The 21,864-nt window shown below is 66.2% G+C and carries 18 protein-coding genes and 1 pseudogene; 6 read left to right on the top strand and 13 right to left on the bottom strand.

The features are described from left to right. Nucleotides 1-23 precede the first annotated feature (23 nt). Genes BST12_RS01875 through BST12_RS01865 form a run of 3 tightly spaced genes read right to left on the bottom strand, consistent with a single transcriptional unit; the run spans nt 24 to nt 2,870 of the window. Nucleotides 24-875: an enoyl-CoA hydratase-related protein gene (locus tag BST12_RS01875; RefSeq protein WP_083111305.1), complete on the bottom strand. Its 852-nt coding sequence runs from the start codon at nt 873-875 to the stop codon at nt 24-26. Between the two features lie 10 nt (nt 876-885). Continuing rightward, nucleotides 886-2,049 carry an acyl-CoA dehydrogenase family protein gene (locus tag BST12_RS01870; RefSeq protein ID WP_083111304.1) on the bottom strand — a complete coding sequence of 388 codons (1,164 nt, stop codon included), beginning with the start codon at nt 2,047-2,049 and terminating at the stop codon, nt 886-888. Between the two features lie 2 nt (nt 2,050-2,051). Beyond that, nucleotides 2,052-2,870, bottom strand: coding sequence for a CoA transferase (locus BST12_RS01865; protein WP_083111303.1), 819 nt, complete (start codon nt 2,868-2,870; stop codon nt 2,052-2,054). Between the two features lie 115 nt (nt 2,871-2,985). Here BST12_RS01865 and BST12_RS01860 point away from each other — a divergent pair, with 115 nt between their 5' ends. Next, a complete protein-coding gene (locus tag BST12_RS01860; protein WP_083111456.1) occupies nt 2,986-3,576 on the top strand; it encodes a TetR/AcrR family transcriptional regulator in 591 nt (196 codons plus the stop codon). A 4-nt stretch (nt 3,577-3,580) separates the two neighbouring features. On the opposite strand, the gene BST12_RS01855 is transcribed toward BST12_RS01860, so the two are convergent. Next, nucleotides 3,581-4,126 carry a class I SAM-dependent methyltransferase gene (locus BST12_RS01855; RefSeq protein ID WP_083111302.1) on the bottom strand — a complete coding sequence of 182 codons (546 nt, stop codon included), beginning with the start codon at nt 4,124-4,126 and terminating at the stop codon, nt 3,581-3,583. A 117-nt stretch (nt 4,127-4,243) separates the two neighbouring features. On the opposite strand from BST12_RS01855, the gene BST12_RS01850 reads away from it, so the two are divergent. After that, nucleotides 4,244-4,690, top strand: coding sequence for a hypothetical protein (locus BST12_RS01850; protein ID WP_083111301.1), 447 nt, complete (start codon nt 4,244-4,246; stop codon nt 4,688-4,690). Between the two features lie 5 nt (nt 4,691-4,695). On the opposite strand, the gene BST12_RS01845 is transcribed toward BST12_RS01850, so the two are convergent. The 3 genes from BST12_RS01845 to BST12_RS01835 all read right to left on the bottom strand — a co-directional run bounded on the left by BST12_RS01845 (nt 4,696) and on the right by BST12_RS01835 (nt 7,353). After that, nucleotides 4,696-5,079, bottom strand: coding sequence for a DUF5073 family protein (locus BST12_RS01845; RefSeq protein ID WP_083111300.1), 384 nt, complete (start codon nt 5,077-5,079; stop codon nt 4,696-4,698). Next, a complete protein-coding gene (locus BST12_RS01840) occupies nt 5,079-5,864 on the bottom strand; it encodes a heavy metal-binding domain-containing protein (protein WP_083111299.1) in 786 nt (261 codons plus the stop codon). Before BST12_RS01840 ends, BST12_RS01845 begins: the two co-directional genes overlap by 1 nt. 85 nt (nt 5,865-5,949) lie before the next feature. Beyond that, nucleotides 5,950-7,353 carry a WS/DGAT/MGAT family O-acyltransferase gene (locus BST12_RS01835; RefSeq protein WP_083111298.1) on the bottom strand — a complete coding sequence of 468 codons (1,404 nt, stop codon included), beginning with the start codon at nt 7,351-7,353 and terminating at the stop codon, nt 5,950-5,952. 282 nt (nt 7,354-7,635) lie between these two features. Between BST12_RS01835 and BST12_RS01830 the strand changes: the two genes are divergently transcribed. Further along, a complete protein-coding gene (locus tag BST12_RS01830; protein ID WP_083111297.1) occupies nt 7,636-10,404 on the top strand; it encodes an ATP-binding protein in 2,769 nt (922 codons plus the stop codon). A gap of 6 nt (nt 10,405-10,410) precedes the next feature. On the opposite strand, the gene BST12_RS01825 is transcribed toward BST12_RS01830, so the two are convergent. Continuing rightward, nucleotides 10,411-11,037, bottom strand: coding sequence for a cutinase family protein (locus BST12_RS01825; RefSeq protein WP_083111296.1), 627 nt, complete (start codon nt 11,035-11,037; stop codon nt 10,411-10,413). A gap of 269 nt (nt 11,038-11,306) precedes the next feature. Here BST12_RS01825 and BST12_RS01820 point away from each other — a divergent pair, with 269 nt between their 5' ends. Both BST12_RS01820 and BST12_RS01815 read left to right on the top strand, forming a co-directional pair. Beyond that, complete coding sequence (locus BST12_RS01820) at nt 11,307-12,005, top strand: ABC transporter ATP-binding protein (protein ID WP_083111455.1); 699 nt, start codon at nt 11,307-11,309, stop codon at nt 12,003-12,005. A 14-nt stretch (nt 12,006-12,019) separates the two neighbouring features. Further along, nucleotides 12,020-14,518: an ABC transporter permease gene (locus BST12_RS01815; RefSeq protein ID WP_139801455.1), complete on the top strand. Its 2,499-nt coding sequence runs from the start codon at nt 12,020-12,022 to the stop codon at nt 14,516-14,518. A gap of 342 nt (nt 14,519-14,860) precedes the next feature. Here BST12_RS01815 and BST12_RS33185 read toward each other — a convergent pair. The 4 genes and pseudogenes from BST12_RS33185 to BST12_RS01795 form a co-directional block, all read right to left on the bottom strand. Further along, nucleotides 14,861-15,398, bottom strand: a pseudogene (locus BST12_RS33185) (PPE family protein); the annotation flags it as partial. 98 nt (nt 15,399-15,496) lie between these two features. Continuing rightward, complete coding sequence (locus BST12_RS01805) at nt 15,497-16,123, bottom strand: class I SAM-dependent methyltransferase (RefSeq protein WP_083111293.1); 627 nt, start codon at nt 16,121-16,123, stop codon at nt 15,497-15,499. Then, nucleotides 16,120-16,689 carry a DUF4389 domain-containing protein gene (locus BST12_RS01800; protein WP_083111454.1) on the bottom strand — a complete coding sequence of 190 codons (570 nt, stop codon included), beginning with the start codon at nt 16,687-16,689 and terminating at the stop codon, nt 16,120-16,122. Before BST12_RS01800 ends, BST12_RS01805 begins: the two co-directional genes overlap by 4 nt. A 23-nt stretch (nt 16,690-16,712) precedes the next feature. Then, complete coding sequence (locus BST12_RS01795; RefSeq protein WP_083111292.1) at nt 16,713-17,930, bottom strand: FAD-dependent oxidoreductase; 1,218 nt, start codon at nt 17,928-17,930, stop codon at nt 16,713-16,715. 87 nt (nt 17,931-18,017) lie between these two features. On the opposite strand from BST12_RS01795, the gene BST12_RS01790 reads away from it, so the two are divergent. Then, nucleotides 18,018-18,944, top strand: coding sequence for an antibiotic biosynthesis monooxygenase (locus tag BST12_RS01790; RefSeq protein ID WP_083111291.1), 927 nt, complete (start codon nt 18,018-18,020; stop codon nt 18,942-18,944). A 10-nt stretch (nt 18,945-18,954) separates the two neighbouring features. Here BST12_RS01790 and BST12_RS01785 read toward each other — a convergent pair whose 3' ends face one another. Next, on the bottom strand, nt 18,955-21,783 hold the full coding sequence (locus BST12_RS01785) for an MMPL/RND family transporter (RefSeq protein ID WP_083111290.1): 2,829 nt from the start codon (nt 21,781-21,783) through the stop codon (nt 18,955-18,957). Nucleotides 21,784-21,864 lie beyond the last annotated feature (81 nt).

The raw sequence follows: 21,864 nt of genomic DNA, 5'->3' as shown, positions 1-21,864 counted from the left end.
CGGCCTCGAACGCGACTGCAGCGTCACGCCGGCGGCGTGGATTCGCCGTCGTCACGGCCGACGAAATCGCGCGGCTTCATGCCCGACTGCATCAGCTCGGCCCGGCGCGCCTGAACATCGGAGGCCGCACCGACCATGTTGGTCAGGATGTGACTGACCTGCAGGTGCACCCGCATCCCCATCAGCTCCCAGGCGCGCTTGACGTTGTTCTTCACCGCCATCAGCGTGGTCAGCGGAATCTGCGCGATCTTGCGCGCCATCTCCTCCACGACGCCCTCGAGGTCCTCGCGCGGTACCACCCGATTGAGCAGACCCCACTCGAGGGCTTGCTGGGCGGTCAGCGTCGGCGCCAACAGCAGCCAGTCCATGGTGCGGTGCCAGTTCATCAGCAGCCACGGTTCGATCATCGTGTGTCCGCCGGGCTCGCCGAGGCTTTGGGCCAGCGGCATCTGAAAGTATGCGTCGTCGGAGGCCACGCAGAAGTCGGTCAGCAGACCGAGGTAGATGCCGCCCCCCATGCAATAGCCGTGAATCTGCGAAATCGTCGGCTTGGGGAATTCCCACAAATACAGCGTCGGCCACAAGAACAGGTCCGCGGTGCCCTTGTACAGCGACTCAAAGGTGTCGCCGAAATCGGGATAGGGGTTCTCGTCCGGACCCCAGCGCGCCACGTGCCCGCCACAGAAGCCTTTTCCGTTGGCCTTGAGGATGACGACCTTGATCTCGTTGTCCCGGTCGGCTTCGTGCAGGCAATCATCCACTTCGGTAACCAACACCGCATCCTTGGTGTTGGCCTTGTCCACCCGATTGAGGACTATTCGCGCAATCGGCGGTTCACGCTCATAAATGACCGCTTCCAGGACGCGCCGCTCCATTCCCGTGACATTACAGCGAGCGGCTGATGATTTCCTTCATGATTTCGCTTGTCCCGCCATAGATCTTGTTGACCCGGGCGGCTGCATACGCGCGAGCGATCGGGTATTCCATCATGTAGCCGTAACCACCGAAGAATTGGACGCACCGGTCGACGACGTCGACGGCCTTGTCCGCGGCCACCAGCTTCGCCATCGACGCCGTAGCCGGATCGTTGTTGCCATCGATGTAGTGCTGGATGCAGTAGTCGACGGTGGTCTTGATCGACAGCGTCTCGGCTTTGAGTTGGGCGAGCTCAAACCTGTTGTGCTGGAAGTTGATCAGTGGCCGGCCGAACGCCTCGCGCTGCTTGGTATAGCGGATGGCCTCCAGCACCGCGGCCTCAGCCATCCCGGCACAGGTGGCGGCGATGATGAGCCGCTCCCGTGCCAGCTGCTCCATCAGTTGATAGAAACCCAGCCCTTCCCTATCCCCCAGCAGATTCTCGGCGGGCACCCGCATGTCGGAGAAGAACAACTCGCGAGTGTCCTGACCATGCTGGCCCACCTTCTCCAGCACCCGGCCGCGCTCGAATCCGTCGAGGTTCTCATTGGTTTCGGCGACGATCAGCGAAGTTCCGGCCGCGCTCTTGGCGGGATCGGTCTTGGCAACTATGACGAGCAGGTCGCAGTGAGTGCCGTTGGAAATGAACGTCTTTGACCCGTTGATCAGATAGTGTGAGCCTTCGCGAACAGCGGTGGTGCGCACGGCTTGCAGGTCCGATCCGGTGCCCGGCTCGGTCATCGCGATAGCCAATACGGCGTCGCCGCTGATGATTCGCGGCAGCCACCGTTGCTTCTGCTGCTCGTTGGCATAGGTGTTGATGTAGTGCGCCACGATCGGCGAGTGCACTATCCAGCCCGACGAGCTGTCGTGGGCCAACGCCAGTTCTTCGGCCACCACCGCAGAATGGCCGAAATCGCCTCCGGCGCCGCCGAACTCTTCGGGCAGGTCCAGCCCGAGCAATCCCGCCTCGCCCAGCTTGTTCCAGAACTCGCGATCGACCTGATGCTGGCGAGCCCACCGTTCCTGATTGGGAGTCGCCTCCTTACGCAGGAACTCGGCCGCGTGTTTGCGAAGCTCCCGGTGCTGGTCGGTCTCCCAGCTGGCCCGGTAGTCGGGGAAGAGTTCGGACACTGCTACCTCACTTCATTCAATGGGATGTCGGCGCTGGCGGCCATCGTTTCCAACTGCTCAATCGTCAGCGTGGCAAAGGCCCGCTCGAAGCCACGGCGGGACCCGTCGACGCCGAACGTTGTCACGGTGCGGGCGAACATGTGCTGTTCTATCGCGCCCAGGGCGACGTATCCGTCGGCGCACCGGTAGATCCCGTAGCCGGGAAGCGCCCCGCCCAATACCGCGCCCTCCCCGGTGAGGCGGTACCGAACTGCGTTGGCGGCAAAGGCGGCTGAGTGTTCCAGCACAACGCGACGGCGCTGTCCCACACCGGAATTCGTGCGTGCGATGAGCGCAGCCATTGCCGCCGACACCGCGCGCTCGGCGCCCAGCAGGTCTGCGACGGGCACTTTGGGCATTGCAGGCGGGGTCAGGATGCCGTGCGCCGCTTGATAATTCAGATCGTGGCCGGGCACCTCGATGTGCTCGCCGTCGTACCCGACGATTTCCACTATCGAAAGCTGCGGGAAACTCAGCTGCAACTCGTCCAGGCCAAGCCGAACCAGCGCCGACGGCCGCATCGACGTGATGAGGAGATCCGCCTCGGCCAGCAGCTCGTCCAACTTGGCCCGATCGGCGCGATCCTTCAAATCCAGCGTCACCACCGTCTGCCGGCGGACCAGGTCGCCGTACCACTCGGGGGCCGCACCGGCCAGCGGATCACCGTCCGGGGGCTCCACCTTGGTCACGGCGGCACCGAACTCCGTCAACCGCGCGGCGGCCAACGGTCCGGGCAAATTGACTGCCAGCGAGACAACGCTGACGCCCACAAGCGATTGCAACCTGAAATCTCCTCCGCATCGACAGTACAATTGTACTTTCTGCCAGTCAACGGAACCGCTGGCTGTGTCATTTCGTAGGATGGCGGGAACAGAAAGGGGGTAGCAGAGCGTGGCTATGACCAACCCGCGGGCTACCAACGACGACCTGACCTCCAAAGCTCGTATCCGCAACACTGCGCTGGACTTGTACGCGCAGTACGGCGAGGACCGGATCTCGCTACGCGCCATCGCGGCCGAAGCCGGGGTGACCCTCGGCCTGGTCCAGCATCACTTCAAGACCAAGGCCGGCCTGCGCGACGCGGTCGATCAGCTTGTCGTGGACTATTTCGCGCAAGCCATCGCCGAAGTCCCCACCGAGGGCAGTCCGGCCGAACTGGCGGCCGCTCGCGACGAGGCGGTGCGACGCATGCTCGTCGACAACCCGCCGGTGGTGAACTACATCCGGCGCTCGGTCTTGGAAGCGTCCGACGATCGTCTGCATCTGCTCGATGTGCTGGTCGAGCTCACTCGCAAAGAGGTCTCCGCCCTGCGCGACGCGGGAATCGCCTCCACCCAGCGTCGCGAATCAACGCAGGTCGTCTCCGTGCTGCTGCGGCAAATGGGCGAACTTCTGCTCCAGCCGTTCGTCGATGCGACGTGGGAGCGCGTCGCAGGACCCGGCGACGGTTCGAAACCCCGTTTGTCGGTGACGATCCGGGACGACTGAGCGATCAGGCCCGCGCCAGCAGCCAGGCCAGCCCGTCACCTTCGCCGGCGGCGACCAACTCGAGGTCGCCGAAGGCGGCGGTCAGCTCGCCCGGGGCTGCCCGGAATGGCCCCGGGGCAGCGCCGACTTCGCTGCGCGCCGCGATCGCCAGTAGGCCGCCCGGCCCCAGGCGCTCGATGAGCGCGTGGTCAAGCCGGCGGTCGCGGAACTTGTGACAGAGGATGACATCAACTGCGCTTGCGGCGGGCAGACCGTCGTCGAGATCGCACACTTCAAACCGGCAGCGGTCACTGATTCCATCGCGCTGGGCTAACTCTCGCGCCTGCCCGATGGCCACCGCAGAGACGTCCAGGCCCAGCACCGTGAGGCCGCGGCCGGCGAGCCAGATCGCCGCCAGTCCCTGGCCGCAGGCCAGATCCAGCGCCCGCCCAGCCACTGGGAAAACATCTTCATACGGGGCGAACACGCCCGGCGGCCCGATCGCGCCGAGCGGTGGTGGGGCCGCGCCGGCATACCGCTGGTCCCAGCGCCGGCGGTCCCCCTCGGTCATGTACGTCACCCTATGCAAAGGGCGAACACGCCCCGGCACGCCCGGTTGATCCTGTCCGCGAGTTCAGCGATTCTCAACGGGCCGACATTGACGATGAACCGAACAAGGAGTGGCGTGATGGGGCTGGGACAGCTCGCGCTGAACAGTGCACCGATATTTGGTGGCGCAATGCTGGCCGTGGCGGCCGGGCAATTCAAGGGGCCCGACTACCGCGGGACGATCAAGCAGGACATGGACCTGCTCGATCGGCTCCCGCCGGAAGCCGTTGAACGACGCGCCGCTCTGCAGCGCACGATCGACACTCGCATTGACGACCTCGTCGACGCCTCCGACCGCAGCCGCGCCATGCGCAAGGCCGCGGCCTCCTACCAGGGCAATTGGCGGGACATCGTGCTGATGCTCTGCGCGGTGCTGTTCACCATCGTCTGGTGGGATGTCAATCACCACCGCAGCAATTGGTTACCGACGTTCATCCTGCTGATATTGCTGTCGATCGTGAGTGCGGTCTACGCATTCCGCGGGGTATTGCGTGCTACTTCGTCGCTGTTGCGCCGCAGGCAGTGACGGGCTCAGTATCCTTGTCCGCCAACGGTTTCGAGCATCTCGAGGGCCGCATCGATGCCGGGCAGGATGGTGGGCCCGTAGCTGGCGACCACCTTGCCCAGCGCGTGCGCGATGTGGGGGCCGACGGCGCCGGCCGCCAACACGGTCTCGGCGAGCACGATGTCGTTGACCACGTGGGCGGCGCTGAGGCGACCGTCGCGGGTGACCTCATAGCGCCAGTCACCGATCTGGATCCGCTCCGGTTCTGATCGGAAGAAACCGCGCCGTGCCGGGATCAGCACGACGCCGGGAACACCGCAGAAAACCTTGACCACCAACCCGACTCCCCCGGGTCCGGCCAAGGCCGTCCCGACCGCGCGGCTCACCCGCTCCTGGTCGAATCCGGTCATCAGCCACTCATCGGGAGTACGAACGACGGCATGATGCTCTGTGGCTCGCCGCTGCGGCGTACCGCCGTTCCCGCGACGTAGAACTCGACCGTGTGGTGGCCCCAGGCATAGTTCGAGATGGCGAAATGCACACCGACGACGCCGGTTCCGCCGTCTCGTTCGGCCTCGCTCTGCATCCGTGACATGGCCAGTTCACGCGCCTGGTAGCTGCCCTGGGTCCACTGCGGCATCTCGGCGTTGCGGCCCACCTGACTCAGCGTCTTCAAGAACCCCTGTACCGCGATGTGAAAGACGCAGTTGCCCATCACGAACGCGACCGGGGTGAATCCGGACCGCAGCAGCGTCGTCATGTCCTGGCCGGACAGGTGGCTGGTGAATGCTTGGCCGTTGGCGCGGCGGAAAGCGCCCGGTTTGGCGGTGTAGCGCACCGCGGTGCCGACGGCGATGAACTCAAGGTGTTCGCCCTCGCCCTGATGACGCCATTCCAGCCGAACCCCGACTACGCCGTCGGCGCCCAGTGAATCGGCCTCGGCCTGCATTCGCGACATCGCATTCCAGCGGGCCCGGTATGTCGCGTCGGTGAGCACCGGCAGTTCGGATTGCTGCCGTATACCGGTGAATTGATAGCCCACGTGGTACACCGACACGCCCATCACCAGTTCGATCGGCTCGAATCCGGCTCCGTGCAGCAGCGCGAACTCATTGATCGACAGGTCGGAGGTGAACACCTTCCCGGCGTGCGACAGGCGTTCGCTGGCGACGGGATCGAGTTGACTCGGTTGCATCGTTTCTGCCCTCCTGCGGTTCGGGACAGCCTAAGGCCGCAGGGCAGTTTCGCACACGCATAACGTGCGACTCAGCCGATGTCGATCAGGACTCCAGCTCGTCGTGGTCGGGGCGCTGGTGGTCGCTGCATTCCAGCAGCTCTTTGAGTGCGTCGGAGAACCCGTCCGCGATGCCCCACAGGTCGGGTACCAGGTCTGGGCAGGCGATGATGCCGATGCCCAGCTCGCCGTTCAGCGACATCACGGTGATGTTGAGTCCCGCACTCAGCAGAGGGCCAAGGGGATACATGGTGTCGATCCCGCATCCCAGAAAATACAGCTGCCCCTGCGGGCCGGGCACGTTCGACAGGATCAGGTTGTAGACGGGGCTGTGGCTTATCGGAATGTGCGGCAGGATCTTCATGGCCGTGCCGAACATCGTCGAGCCACCGAACTCGGTCAAGTCATGCAGCAGGGTCGGTCCGATCGCAGCGGTGTGATCTTTGGCCACGGTGTTTCCCGCCGCGATGGCCCGGATACGTTCGGCGGGGTCACTGATCTGGCTTTCCACCCGGCAGAACATCCACGTGGTGTGGTTGCGCCCGGGCCGGGCGGACTTCTCGTGCACCGAGACCGGCACCGTGGCCACCAGCGGGGCGTCGGGCAATTCGCCGCGCTCGAGCAGGAACCGCCGTAACACCCCGGCACACAACGACACCACCACGTCGTTGACGGTCACCCCGAACCGGTCCTTGACCCTCTTGACGTCGCGCATGTCGAGCTGGGTGAAAGCGATGTTGCGGTGCCGGCTCAACCGGCCGTTGAACGGTGTCGCCGGGGCTGAGAACGGCGCGGCCATGGTGCGGCCCTCTCGCGCGCGCAGCGCGGTCTGCACCAATGTCAGCATCGTGGCCGGCACCAAACTGGCCAACCGCAACGGCCGCTTGGCCACACCCAGCAGCCCACTCAGCGCGATCTGCAGCGAACTGCCGCTGCCCGCGCCGCGCACCGGCTGCGGTGCCGGGCCATCCGGTTGCCCGCTGCAAAGCTGAGCGAGCAGGTTCGCCCCGGCGACGCCGTCGACCACGGCGTGGTGCACCTTGAGCAGCACCGCCACCGAGTCACTGCGCGCGCCGCCCTCGAGCACCCACATCTCCCACAACGGGCGATCCCGATCCAGCGGCAATCCCGCTATATATCCACAGATTTCGGCCAATTCGCGGCGTCCGCCGGGCGAGGGCACACCGGCACGGTGTAAGTGGTGCCGCAATTGGAAGTTGTCGTCGTCCACCCACACCGGGTGATCCGGGTTCAACTGGGTGTCGGCCAGCTTCATCCGGAATTCCGGCACGGCCTTGACATGTTTGGCCAGGGTGGCGCGCATCCGGCCGTACGAGTAGCCGCCCGGCATCGTCGCGGTGTCCAGTTCGAGAACGCAGCACACATTCAGTGGCTGCGTCGGTGTCTCCATATACAGGAAAAATGCGTCAAGTCCGCTTAGTCGCTGCATAGCCCCCGCCGATCGACTACTGATTTCTGAATTCGTGCGCCCCGATCCCAAAGTCTAGATAGGGAAAATCACCAGATCCAGTACCCGGCAAGCCTTTTCCGCGTTAAATATTGGTGACATGGGCGGTGAAAATCGGGCTTTGTCCGCGAATTGCCGACAGCAAAATACCCGTTGTGGTGACACCCGGGTGGTGTAGGGCTTCCCCCCCAGCGTCAAACCCAAACATCTTTTTTCCGGCCTTTTGTCCGGCCCCGGCGCGGGTCCCGATCATAAGATCGTCCTGTGCTGCACGGCCGGGACCGGGAATGCGCGCAGATCGACCGCCTGCTGGCGGCCGCGCGTGATCGGCACAGTGCTGCCCTGGTGGTTCGCGGCGACGCCGGCATCGGCAAATCGACGCTGCTGGACTATGCGGTTGCGCGGGCGACGGGACTGCAGATTCTGCGCACCTCCGGTATTCAGACCGAATCTGAGCTGCCGTTTGCCGGGGTGCACAATTTGTTGCTGCCCGTTCTGGAGCGCAGTGCTGCGATTCCGGAACGGCAAAAAGCGGCGCTATTGGGCGCTTTCGGTTTAGGTCCGGCGACTGAGGAAGACCGATTTTTGATCTCACTGGCCGTGCTGAGCATGCTGGCCGAGGCCGCCGAAACGACTCCGCTGCTGTGCCTTGTCGACGATGCGCAGTGGCTGGACGGCCCCTCAGCCGACGCGCTGACCTTTGCCGCCCGGCGGGTGCAGGCCGAAGGCATCGTCATCCTGTTCGCCGCCAGGGACGACCCGATCAAGCACTTCATCGCGCACGGCGTGGCGGAGTTGAACCTGGCCGGCATCGACGTGGGCTCGGCGGTCGCATTGCTGGCCGAGCGAACCAGCGAGCCCGTCGCCGCTGGAGTTCGCGACCGCCTGGTGACCGACACCCTGGGCAATCCTCTGGCGCTGGGCGAGTTGGTCAAATCGCTGTCGGGGGATCAAATCGCCGGGCGCGCACCACTTCCCGAGGAGCTTCCGGTCAGCACCGACCTGGAGCGCCTGTACCTCGCCCGGGCCGCCGACCTGCCTGCCGACACCCAGACCATGCTCCTGGTGGCCGCCGCACACGACGACGGCCAGCTGGACGGCGTATTGCGCGCCGCGCAAGTCCTGGGCGTCGAGGCCGCGGCCCTTGACGAGGCGGAGAAGTCGGGGTTGCTTCGCGTCCAGGCCGCGGTCGTGTCATTCGTCCATCCGTTGATGCGCTCGGCAATTTATCGGGGCGCCCCGACGCGGCGGCGGCGTGAGGTCGAACGGGCGCTGGCCGCGGTTCTCGACGCCGTCGGCGATGCGGACCGCCGGGCATGGCACCTGGCCAACGCCGCCGCCGGACCGGACGTCTGCGTGGCCGACGAACTGCACGCCGCGGCCGAACGAGCGCGAGCACGCGGCGGCCACGGCGCCGCGGCGGCGGCGTTCGAGCGAGCGGCCGCTCTCACCGCGGCGCCCGAGCAACGCGCCGACCGGCTGATCGATGCTGCCGGCGCCGCCTGGTCTGCGGGGCAGCCCGATCGCGCCAAAACCCTGCTCGATCAGGCTGTCCCGCTGGGCGGCAGCGCGGAGTCGGCGGCCCGGATCGGGCATCTGCGCGGCTCGATCGAAGCCAACTGCGGAAACCCGGCGGCCGCCTACGCCATACTCGTCGGCGCATCCGAGCGAATCACCGCGCTCGACCCCGCCCGGGCGGTCTCGATGCTCGACCAGGCGGGCCAGCTCGCCTGGTTCAACGGCGATCTGGCGCGTTTGAGTGAGATAAGCCGCCGTATCGCCGAGGTGCCTGAATACGGTGAGCCCAAAACTGCTGGCGCACAGGTGATTATCGGACTTTCCGGGGTGCTGCGCGGCGACACCACCGACACTGCGGCCAGGCTGCGCCGAGCAGCCGAGCTGGCCGAAAACAGTGCCGAGACAAGGGAATTGATGGCCGCGGCCTCGGGCGCGATGTTCCTGGGAGAGGATGCCCGGGCCATCGACCTGTTCAGCATTGCCGTCGCCCGGGCCCGCGCCGCCGGCGAAGCGGGTGGTCTGCCGCTACTGCTGGCGCTGTTGGCCCAGGTGGAGACGTTGAGCAGCCGTTATCCCGCCGCGCTGGCCGACGCCACCGAGGGACTGCGCCTGGCCGAAGAGACCGGGCAACACAATCCAACCGCGAATCTGCGTGGCGTGCTGGCGCTGAATGCGGCTATCCGGGGTAACTCCGAGGAATGCCGCGAGCACGCGGCGATGGCGCTGGCCCAGGCAATCGGACATCGTCTGGGGCCACCGGCCGCGCTCGCCTCATGGGCGGTCTCCCTACTCGACCTTGGCGCCGGGCGTCCCCTAGACGCGTTCCACCGGCTCAAGGCTTTGGCCAGCGCCGGACCGGGTGAAGGCAACCGGATGTTCATGTTGCTGGCCACCGCGGACCTCGTCGAAACAGCGATGCGCGCCGAGCAGCCGGCCGCCGCGGCCGCGGGTCTGGACCAGCTGCGAGTGTGGGCGACCGATACCGGTGCGCCATGGGCAAACGCCATGGTGGCGCGTTGTCAGGGTTTGTTGACAACCGACGGCGAACAGGACCGCCAATTCGCCGAAGCGCTGCGACTGCACTCCGCGGTCGGCCGGCCCTTCGAAACCGCGCGCACGCAGTTGTTGTACGGCGAAAGCCTGCGCCGGCGCCGGCGCCGGGCGGACGCACGCCAGTACCTGCGTTCGGCGCACGAAACGTTTGAGCGGCTGGGGGCCAGACCGTGGGCCGAGCAAGCCGCCACCGAACTAAAGGCCACCGGTGAGACCGCACGCAAACGCGACGTCAGCACGGTCGATCAGCTGACTCCGCAGGAGCTGCAGATCGCCCGATTCGTCGCGCAGGGTGAAACCAACCGCGCCATCGCCACCTCGTTGTTCCTCAGCCCCCGCACCGTCGATTACCACCTGCGCAAGATCTTCGCCAAGCTCGGTCTCACCTCACGCGCCGAGCTGATCCGCATCTTCCTCAGCGACACCGTGCTGGCCGGCCAGCCGAAGAGCAAGCCGGGTTGACACGCTTTAGAGACGGCTCGCGGCGAAGGCGGCCGCCTCGTTGACCTCTCCGTTGTCGGTGTAAGCGTTGTGCGCGGCCCAGTCCCCGCCGTTCGCGCACACCGGATCACCGGCAGAGCACAGCTGGACCGTCTTGGCGGCATACAGCGGACCGATGACCAGCGGTGGGGCTCCGACCGTATTGATGAACTGTGCCGAGGGCGTTCCGAAAAGGGCGATCGCGGCGACGTGTTCGGCGACGTCAGCCGGCATCGGCCTGGGTGCGCCCTCGGGGGCGCCGTCGGGTATCGCCGCCGACGTGACGTAACCCATCACCGCCGCGCCCTGGGAGAATCCCCCGAGCACCATCTTGGTCTTGGGGCAGTTCGCCGCCGTCTGCTCGATGTGCATGCCCGCGTCGTTCACCCCGTCGATCGCCGTGGGGAAATCCGTGGTGGCCGGGTAGTTGACCCCGTAGACGGTCACCGACTTCGCGCCGATTTTCGAACGCAGCGAATCGACGAATGCCTGACCGGTGCCGCCCACGCCGGCTGGCTCGCCGGTGCCGCGGGCGAACACCACCTCGACATCGGGGCACGACGGGTTGGCCGGCGAGGGAACCGCCGCCGCCCAAGGGGCCGGTGCTGACAACATTGCCGAGGTCACGACCGCCGCGACAGCACCGGATCGACCAACAACGGATGGGATCACGCGTCAATAATGCCCGTTGCACATTTTTAGCTTGCAAAAGGGTTTGCGGTTCGGCCCATGGCGAGGCCGAACCGCGTCGAACCGACCGGGCGCCGCGCTCGTGATACCTGATACCGGCGCCTTGGGCCCGGCGTCCGGGTGGCATGGCCGCGCGGTCCGGCGGGAGAGTCATGATCAGAACAGCTGACACTGCTGGTGCAGTCGGCCGAGAACTGACCATCGAACTGCGCGATGTGGTGCGCGAATACCGAATCGGTGGCCAACCGGTCCGCGCGCTCGACAGCATCAGCCTGCGCCTGGACGGCGGGCATTTCGTATCGATCGTGGGACCCTCGGGTGCGGGCAAGAGCACCCTGCTGCATCTGCTAGGCGCCCTGGACACGCCCGACTCCGGCTCGATCATGTTCGCCGGCAAAGAGATCGGCAGTCTCGGTGACGAGCACCAGTCGCGATTTCGCCATCAGCGGGTGGGCTTCGTGTTTCAGTTCTTCAACCTGCTGCCGACGCTGTCGGCCTGGGAGAACGTAGCGGTGCCCAAGCTGCTCGACGGCGTCCGGTTGGGTGCCGCCAAAGCTGTCGCGATCGGATTGCTAGACCGGGTTGGGCTGGGCAACCGGACCGAGCACCGGCCCGCGGAGCTGTCCGGAGGGCAACTGCAGCGGGTGGCCGTGGCCCGGGCTTTGATGATGGATCCGCCGTTGATCCTCGCCGACGAACCAACCGGGAACCTCGATTCGGCAACGGGCGCCGCGATTCTGGCCCTTCTTGCCGAAGTCGCCCATGAACCCGGCCGCCGCCGATTGGTGGTGATGGTCACCCACAACAGCGAGGCCGCGGCCAATAGCGACCGGGTGATCACGTTGCACGACGGTCGGGTCGGTGCCGATGAGTCCTCGGTGGTGTCGCGGTGAAGCCGGGACCGACGATGGCCGCCGCCGCGAGCCGATGGCGGCTCTTCAGCCTGCGTGAACTCACCGTGCATCGGCGGCGTACCGTCGCCTCGACCGGCGTAATGGCCGTGTCGGCAATGTATTTGGTCGCGATACTAGGCATCTTCGGTTCGGTCACCGGTTCGGTCAATCGGCTGGCCGACGGGATCGCCGGCGTTGCGGCGCTCGAGGTTTCCGGCATCACCGACGCCGGGTTTCCGGACACGATAACCGCGGACGTGGCCGCTGTTGCGGGCGTGGCGGCCGCGGTACCGATGATCCGGACCTCGGCCCCGACGCCGTCGGGTCCGGTGCTGCTGCTGGGAGCCGACGCCAACATCGCCGCTTTGCGCGGAGCTCTGCGCGATGCCGTGAAAGATCCCGTGGCAGAACAATTGACGACGGCTCCGCCGGTGCCCAACGGCGTTCGGGTGGGTCCAGGTGCCGGTCGCGCCAAAGGCGAAACGTTTCAGCTGGGTTCGGTGACGGTCATTGTCACCGAGGTGCTGTCGGGCAAACACCTCGCCGATCTCAACGGCGGGCACTATGTTCTGGCCCCAGTTGTGTTGGCGCAGAACGCGTCCGGACGACAAGGTCAACTCGACTCGATACTGCTCACCACCAAGCCGGGAGCCGATCTTGGCGCCGTGCGCGCCGCGGTTACCGCGGCGGTGAACAACCGGGCGCTGGTGGCCGAGCCGAGTATGCGTGCGACCCGGGCCGGCGACGGCGTCAAGATGATGAACTACATGGCGCTGATGGGGGCGATGGTAGCGCTGGCGGTGGGCGCATTCCTCATCTACACCACCATGACCATGGCCATCACCCAGCGCCGGCCGGTCATCTCGATGCTGCGCGCCATAGGTGCACGACGGGCCACGATCGTTCGCGACATGCTGGCCGAGGCGGCGATCCTCGGGCTGATCGGCGGAGCCGTCGGGTCCGGTCTCGGAATACTGATGGGCCGCATGGCCATTGGCCGCTTGCCGCCGGCCATCACCCAGGGTCTGGAGGCCCGCATCGAGTACGGCCTGCCGGACTATGCGATCCCCGTGGCCGTCGCGGTCACGGCGGTGACCAGTGTGGCGGCCGCTGCGATGGCCGCGCGACAGGTGTACAAGGTTTCACCGATCGAGGCGCTGGCGCCGGTCGGGGTTTCGGCCGCCGATCGGGTACCGAGATGGCTGCGCGTGGCTTGCGGGCTGACGGCCGTGGCGGTGTTTGCGGTGTCGCTGTGGGCCGTCGTCAGCCAACGAGGAGCGTGGGCTTTCATCGCCATGGCGGCGGTGTTCTGCGCCGAAATCGCGCTGGGCTTCGCGGTTGCCGTACCCATCGTCGACGCCACCGCCGCAACGGCGCGACTCTTCGGGCCCGCCGGCGCGCTCGGGGCGGCGACCATAGCGCGCGCACCCCGCCGGGTGTGGGCCACGGTAATGACGGTGCTCATCGCGGTCGTCACCACCGTCGCGATCAGCGGCACCAACAACGACATGATCCGGTCGGCGCGCGACATTTTCGCCCCAGTCGGCGACGTTGCGGTGTGGGTCAGCGCGAATCGTCCCGATAGCTACGCCACCGACGTTCTGCCGCAGGGACTTTCGGAGAAGGTCGCCGCGCTGCCCGGGGTGGCGCGGGTGACCGAGGGCGCGGTCGCCTTCGCAGTGGTAGGCGGGACTCGGGTGCTGCTGGACGGCTTCTCCCCCGGTACCGCCGACGCGCTTTACCGTGCGCTCGACGAACGGGTGCGCGGCGAGGTGCTTGCCGGCCGTGGCGTAGTGCTTTCGCAAAACCTCGGCAAGACACTCAACGTTCGGGTGGGCGATCAACTGCAACTGCAAACGCCACACGGCTTGCAACCCACCGTGGTGCTGGCCCTGGTGCCGTACTTCTCGACCGTGATCGGCACGCTCGGGATGAGCCTGGAACAGCTGCGAACGTGGTTCGACCGGCCCGCATCAACCACCCTGCAGATCACCGCGGCTCCCGGAATGGATCCCAACCGCCTGCTCGCCGAAGTGCGCAAGGCGGTGCCGGCCCCCGACTACGTCTATGACGGTCGCGCGGCGCTCGCGGGCCGCGAGGCGCCGATGCAGCAGAGCATGTTCATCGCCAACGCGGTGTGGATCATCGTCGTTTTCGTCGCGGCGGTAGCCCTTTTGAACACCTTGACGCTGTCGGTGCTGGAACGGCGCCGCGAAATCGGCGTGCTGCGCGCGATGGGCTCCAGCCGCAGGTTCACCCTGCAGATGGTGTTGGCCGAGGCGGCCGGGATCGGCGTGGTCGGTGCTGTCCTGGGGGTGGCGGTCGGGCTGGTCGACCAGAAGCTGTTCAGTCTGGTCAGTGCCGACATGATGAATTTTCAGATTGGCTTCCGGCCCAGCCCGATGGCGTTTGCCTTCGCCATCGGCGCGCTGGCCATCAGCCTGCTGGGCTCGTTAGCGCCGGCCGTGCGTGCCGCGCGACTCAACATCATCGCGGCCGTCAGCGTCGAGTAGGACCGCCCCGGCCGTATCAGAACCCGAGTGGGAGCAATGCGATAAACAACGGCGCCAAGGGATCGGTTACCGGAAGGGCGAAAGAATTATTCAGGAAGGGCAGCACCGGACTTTCGAACCTGTTAATTGTCTGCCCCGGCGCACCCAAGCCTGTCGCGGGCTCATTTCCTGACGTCAAAGTATCGGTGAAGAATGGCGTCGAGAAAATGGTAGCGACGAAATTATTGTCGGCTGCGTCGGCAAGAGCCGTGATTTTCACCGGACCCAAAGTGGTGGTTTGGCTCTGTAGATCCGGATCGCCGGGTACCGGGTTGGTCACCGGGCGCAGGCCCAGCGTTGACGCGAGCTGGCCGGCCAGGCCGTGCAGTGATTGCTGCCACGGCGCCAACTGCGCGGCGGCCGTCGAGGCGCCGGCGTGATAGCCCACCATCGCGGTCACATCCTGGGCCCACATCTGCTCGTAGTCGGCCTCGGCCGCGGCGATCGCCGGGGCGTTCTGCCCGAAGAAATTCGACAACACCAACTGCACCAAGCCATTTCGATTTGCCGCAACCAGCAGCGGATGTATCGTTGCCGCCCGTGCGGCATCGAAGGCGTCGGCGACCGCCTGCGCCTGCCCGGCCGCGCCGGTCGCCTGAGCCGCCGCCGCGCTCAGCCACGACGTGTACGGAGCAGCCGCGGCGGCCATGGCCGCAGCCGCAGGGCCCTGCCACGCCTGCCCTGCCAGGTTCGACGTCACCGACGTGAATGACGACGCCGCCGAGGCCAACTCATCGGCCAATCCATTCCACGCCGTCGCGGCCGCCAGCATCGGAGCGGAACCCACACCGGAGAACAGCCGTGCCGAATTGACTTCCGGCGGCAATATCGAGAAATTCATCCTGATAACCCCCAGTTACTTATTCACCGATCCCCCTAATAATCGAGTTTAGACCTCCGCCGAGGGAATGCAATAGAAATGTCTACAATTTCGGACTATTAATTGTCTACCAAGGTGGCGAACCCTTGCAGATGCGGTGTGCACGGGGGCGGCACCAGGGTTCGCGGGATGCTGCGCAGCTCCGAGATATCGAATCCGGCCGCGGCGATCGCGTCGACGGTCCGGCGGTTGGGATGACACCCCGAGGAAAGCCACGCCCACGGACTCGAGATCAGGTCCTGGAACCGGCCCATGGCGCCCCGCCCTCGGACGTGTTCGAGCACGACCAATCTGCCGCCGGGAACCAGCACGCGGCGGATCTCACCAAGGGTCGCGGGGACGTCGTCGACCGAGCACAGCACCAGCCCGATGTGCACCGAGTCGAAACTGTTGTCCGGGAAGGGAATCGACTCGCCGGTCCCCTCGACGACGTCGACGGCGATGCCGTGGCGACCGGCAAGGCGAGATGCCATTCTGCGGAATGTCGCCACCGGTTCCACCGCGGCCACCGAGGTCACCGTGGGCGGCAGAAATTTCAAGTCGGTTCCCGGGCCGAGGCCGACCATCAGCAGCCGGCCGGTCGCGTGCGCGATCGCCGCTTTGCGGTAGCGGTTATAGAACAGCCGGTCGAAGGCCGGCTGCCCGAATCGATACACGTAGGGAAACAAGGGATTACGGCGCGTTATGGGCTACCTAGATCGAGTCGGAACGGCGGATACTCGTCACGCATCAAAGATACATACACAGCCACCCGGTAGCGCCATCGGACAATGCCCATCAACAGGTCGAACATGCCGGGGTGGATCGTCCCGGCGCACAGCAACCACACCGCGTTGATCACGCAAAGCACTTGCAGCAGCGGCTCCATCGCCCAGCACAGCAGGATCTGCGGAAGGCCCAGCAGCCACCACTTCACCAGCACCGGCCAGTTCGCCAGCCGCTGCGGATAGTCGACCTCGAGATCGCCCGGATAGTCCGGCCGAGAAGCCAGGGTGAAGGGCGGATAGCGGTCGGTGGTGTTCATCGGAAAGCGGTAGTTCATGACCCGCCAGGACCAGCGCAGCACGCCGACGTTGAAGTCGAAGATGCGGCGCGGATAGCGTCCGGTGCACAAGATCGCAACCCCCGCAACGATTGTCAGCAGCGGGTAGACCAGATACAGCCCGATCAAAATCGGGTAGTGCGGCACTGCCAGCACACACCACTTGACCAGCCACAGCCAGCGCGACGGAGCGCCGCGTTCGCCGCGCACTCGTACCAGGTCGGTGGGGTGACTCATGGCGTTACGCCCAGGGCCGGCCGCGATGTACCGGACGGTAGCACCGCCACCGCGAGCTTTCGGCTGATCTCTGTTGCCAACCGGTGATGGCTGGTGCAGTGCAGGAAGGTGGTCAGCGCCCAGGTGTGCAGGCGATCGGAGAGCAAGGACGCCGGTCGCAGCACCGACTCGCCGTGACACACCTGTAGTGAGGCCACGCGGGAGACGGCGGCAACCTTGCGCCGCCTGGTCTTCTCATACCAGCGCAGCGCGCCGGGAACGTCGACTCGGCCGGCCGGCAGTTCGGACAGCGCCCGGCACAACACCATGGTGTCCAGCAGCGCCTGATTGGTCCCCTGCGCCAGGGTGGGCGGCATCGTGTGCGCGGCGTCGCCCAGCAATGTCAGCGCGCCCCGGCCCGGCCGCGGAAGGCGATGCCGGAAGTGCGGGTAGGGCGAATGCGCCAGATGGTCGTCGGTCAATGCGGCCAGCACGCGGTCGACACCGGCAGACCACCCGGCGAAGCCGGAGCGGATCTCGTCGATCGGGTGCTCGGGTCTGACGAAGTCCCGCGACCAGGGCAGGTCGAACCACCATTGCAGGTCGGCGCCGCCGGCCGGCCAGAGCCCGAGGTTTCCGTGCTCACCGATGATGACCTGGGCGACGTGCGGATCGTCGACGGCGTCGGCGAGGGTGACCAGTCCCTGCCAACTGCACCAGCCCGTCGGTTGCGCGTCGGGTTCGCCTACGGCATGGCGAACCATCGAATGCAGGCCGTCGGCACCGATCAGCAGATCTCCCTGCGCGTGGCTGCCGTCGGCGAATTCGACCTGCGCCCCCGTCGGGGTACGGGACACATTGACGGCTCTGGCCTCGCACCGGATGCGCTCGACTGGGAAGCCGGACAGGAGGCGCTCCAGTAGGACCCGGCGCGCGACCATCCGGACCGGTGCGCCCAGCCGGTTCACCATGGCGGCCACGTCCAGGGTCGCCAGCCGGCGTCGGTGCGATGTCGACACCCGCACGCTGGACAGCAACTGACCGGCGCCGTCCATATCGACTCCCAGCTGGCGCAGTACGGTGGCGCCGTTGGACCAGATGGTCACGGCGCCGCCGCCCGCCTGCACCTGCGGGCGCTGGTCGAAGACGGTGACGTCGTGGCCGTCGCGCAGCAATCCGCGCGCAACGGAGATGCCGCTCACTCCGGCGCCGACGACAAGGATCCGCAGCGGCATAGCTGGAAATCAGCTCCTCGGCAGTTCCGGCAGGGCTTTCAAAAGGGGTTTCCAGTGGGCTTCGAACAGGGCTGGTAGACAACTGACATGACTGTTGGCGCCACGGCGATCACGCTCTTTCATCCGCCCTCCGATCCACAGCGATTCGGCCAGTGGGCGGCCACCTACATCGCTTCGGCCCGTCATACTTCTGGATACGTCAGCGCCCGCGAATCGGTTCAAGGCAGCCGGCAATTGGATTGGGCTATCGAGGTTTCCTTCGACAGCGCGGCACACCTCGACGACTGGCTCGACGGTGCCCAACGCCGCGCCGCGCTCTCCGAAGGGGAAGCACGGGGATTTTGGCGGTCCGCGTCCGACCTAGTCCTCGCCGACGGCGAGTTGCCGCCGGCCAACCTCGGTGTCTTCCTGCACAGCGTGGCGCCCGGCAAAGAAGCGGAATTCATTGCGGCACAAGGCGATGTGACGCTGGCCAGTTCCAGGTATCCCGGCTACCAGGGCACCATCCTGTTTCCGGCGGATGGGTCCGGGCAGTGGATGTCGGTGCTTCGGTTTCGCACCGCCGGCCAGCTGAACGAGTGGATCCGTTCGCGGGAACGCCAGGCGGCGCTGCCCCGGCTGCGTGGTGGACTGACTCGCGACTTCGCCGAACTGCCCCGCAGTGCGCCGTTCGGGTCGACCGTGCGGGTTGCCGACGGGCAGACGAAGATCACCCCGGGCTGGAAGTCAGCCATGCTGGTGGTGCTCTGCCTGTATCCGACGGTGATCCTGTTGTCCAAGTCGCTGGCGCCCGCCCTGGCGCAGCTCGGAGTCGGGCCATCGCTTTCGGTATTCGTGGGCAATGTGGTCAGCGTCGGCCTGTTGCAATGGGTTCTGGTGCCGGCGGCTTCGGTGCCGTTTCGGCGCTGGCTGGATCCCATTGACGGGGCCCCGACCCGGATCAGCCTGGGCGGGGCGGTGGTGTTGGTGCTTGCCTATGGCGTGCTGTTGCTGATTTTCACCGTCGCCGGCTAACCGGCGCCGGTCACACGGTCAAGGGCTCGGGCACCGGCTCGTCGCTGACCAGTTGGCGTGGCCACCACAGCCGGCGGCTCAGCACCACCATCACGGCCGGCAACACGAACGCGCGCACCACCAGCGCGTCCAGCAACAGTCCGATGCCGACGGTCACACCGATCTGCGCCACACTCAGTACCCGGCTGGATGCCAGCGCCAATATCGTTGTGCCGATGACGATTCCGGCGACGGTAGCCACCCCACCGGTCGCGCTGTAGGCGCGGATGATGCTGGTGCGCGGACCGGCCCAGCGTTCTTCGCGGATGCGCAGCGCGAAAAGCAGATTGCAGGCCGAACCCACGGCCACCAACAACACGAACGCGATGGGCAGCACCGACCAATGCAAGGAGTGGCCGAGCAGGCGCTGCCAGATCAACACGCTGGCGCCCAGGGCACACAGGTAGGACGTCGCGATGGTGCCCACCACGATCAGCCCGGCGAGCGGGCTGCGGAGCAGCAGCGCGGCGATCACAAAGATGACGGCCAACGTGGTGCCGACCACTCGCAGCAGGTCACTGCCCATCAGATCCTGCAGGTCTCGGGTAGCGGGGCCGACGCCGGTGAGCTCGACCGCAGTGGGTTTGAAGTTGCCGTCCTTGATCGCGTCGGCGATGGCGGCCGTTATCGCGCGCGCTCGCTGGGCACCGTCATTGCCCCATTCGTGGCCGTCGCCGTAGACGATCAGGCGCGTCGCGCGTCCGTTGGTTGAGAAGAAGTCGTCCAGCACAACCCGCATACTCGGGTCGGTCAGAATCCTGCGCGAGGCGTAGAGGTCAACGCCGGGGGAACCCTGGGAAACCGCCGCCAGCCGCTGCAGGTAATCGGGCAGCGCTGACACCGGAACCGGGCGGGCGTTGTTGAGCACGTCCTTGACGCCGGTCGCTGATCCGCGCAGCTGTTCGAGCTGGCCGGTGATGTTGGCCAGGGCCACCGGCAGACCGGAGGGGCCGGCCTTGGCCGCCGCGTCCGCGATCCCCTGCCCGAGTTGTTCTGCCGCATTGGCCAGCTTCACCGAACCGTCGACGACGCCGTTGGACCACTGCACCGACTCGTTGGCGGCAGAACACACGGGCATGGTGCGGCACTCCGGCAAGGCCGCGACGAAATTGCGCAGCGGGTCGAAGATGTCGGAGATATCGCCGGCCCGGCTGCGTACCTTGGTTATCGCTTCCTGCATGAGATGGACCGCCAGACCCGCACCGCCGATGCCGTACGCGCCCAGTTGCATGGCGTTCTCGGTCAGGTCGATCGAGTTCACCATGTCGCCGATTGCGTTGTCGAGACCGGAGAACGCCGCCCCACGGGCCGCAAGCAGATCGGAGAACTCGTCGAGGCGGTCGCCGATATTTCCCGCCGAGGTGGTCAGTGCGGCTTGTTTGGACACCATTCCGGCGGGGTGGCTGGCCGACTGCACCATGCGGACACCGGGAACCGCCATGATCGCCGCGGTGATTCGTTCCAGCGCGGTAAGACCGGCGGGACTGCGCATGTCGTGATCGGACTGAATGGTGACCACGTCGGGCAGCAGTTGGTTGTCGGCGAAGTGGCGGTCGACCGCTCGATAGCCGCGGTTGGATTCCGCACTGCCCGGTGTTGCCGCGGCCTCGTCCCAGCCGATCGGAACCGCGGGCAGCCCGATCATCAGGATGAACACCAGCACACCGCTGCTCACCAATATCGGTGCCGGCCAGCGCGCCACGTAGATGCCGATACGCCGCAGCCGGCGTCGCACGCGGTTGCGCGGCGGCGGTCTGAGCAGGTCGGCGCGGCCGGCCAGCGAGATGAGGGCCGGCGTCAGGGTCAGCGCGCATACGGCGACGACGAGGACCCCGATGGTGCACAGCGCTCCGGTCGGCCCGAACACACTGATCCGGGAGAAGTTCAGAAATCCCACCGCGGCCAGCGGCGCGACCACGATCAGCGTCGAGCCGATGATCGTCGGCGCCACGGCGCGGTACGCGTCGGCAAACGCCTCGGCCGGGGTGAACTCTTGTCTTCGCCGTTCCTGATAACGCCCGATCAAAAAAATTGCGAAGCCGGTGCCGACCCCGACAACCACGGCAATGCTCAGGCCGATGGAGAACACCGAGACGCCGATGACGGCGTGCTCGACGAGGATCGCGACGATCGGTTTGGCCACGGCCAGGGCCGCGATGACCGAAACCAGCGGCACCATGGCGGTGATCAGGGACCGGTCGAGGAGCAACAACAACAGCAGCAGCGCGGCGAAGGTCGTCAGCGTGATGAACTTCATCTGCTTGTAGATCGCCTCGAACTCATCCATCACCGTGGCGCCCGGACCGGTGACGTAGACCTGCAGGCCGTCGGGCGGGTGCAGATTCGCCACGGCATTGCGTACCGCGATGACGGATTCACTGGCTTGGGTGGTGCCCACCAGACCCGACAACCGGACGAAGATGGTCGCCACCCGATGATCGCTACTGATCCCCCGGGCCGCCAGAGCCGGCACCGCCCACCAGTCCACCACGGCACTGACGTGCCGGGTGTCCTCGTGCAGCGCCCTGATCAGCTGATCGCAGAAGGCCCGGTCGCGAGCGGTAAGCGGACCGTTGCGTTCCAGGACCACATATCCCATGTTGTCGGTGGGCGACTGGGAGAAAGCCGCCGCCGAATGTTGCACCGCATACCAACTGGGGGTGCCGGTCGGGGCGAACGGTTGATCACGCGCGGCGGTCAGCGCCTCGAGTTGCGGCGCAAGGCTATTGCCGACGACTGCGCCGACGAACCACAAAGCCACGACCCACAGCGCGTAACGATCGATGAATCGGGCAATCACCGCACAAGCCCTGGGCGCCGGTCAGACATCACGTCGCTGGCTGATTCTGTTCAACAGGTGCAACACCTTCGCCTCGGATGA

The sequence above is a fragment of the Mycobacterium angelicum genome (genome assembly GCF_002086155.1).
Lineage (GTDB): Bacteria > Actinomycetota > Actinomycetes > Mycobacteriales > Mycobacteriaceae > Mycobacterium > Mycobacterium angelicum.
The sequence above is the reverse complement of the archived record's forward strand: the minus strand, read 5'-3'. Positions and strand labels throughout refer to the sequence as shown.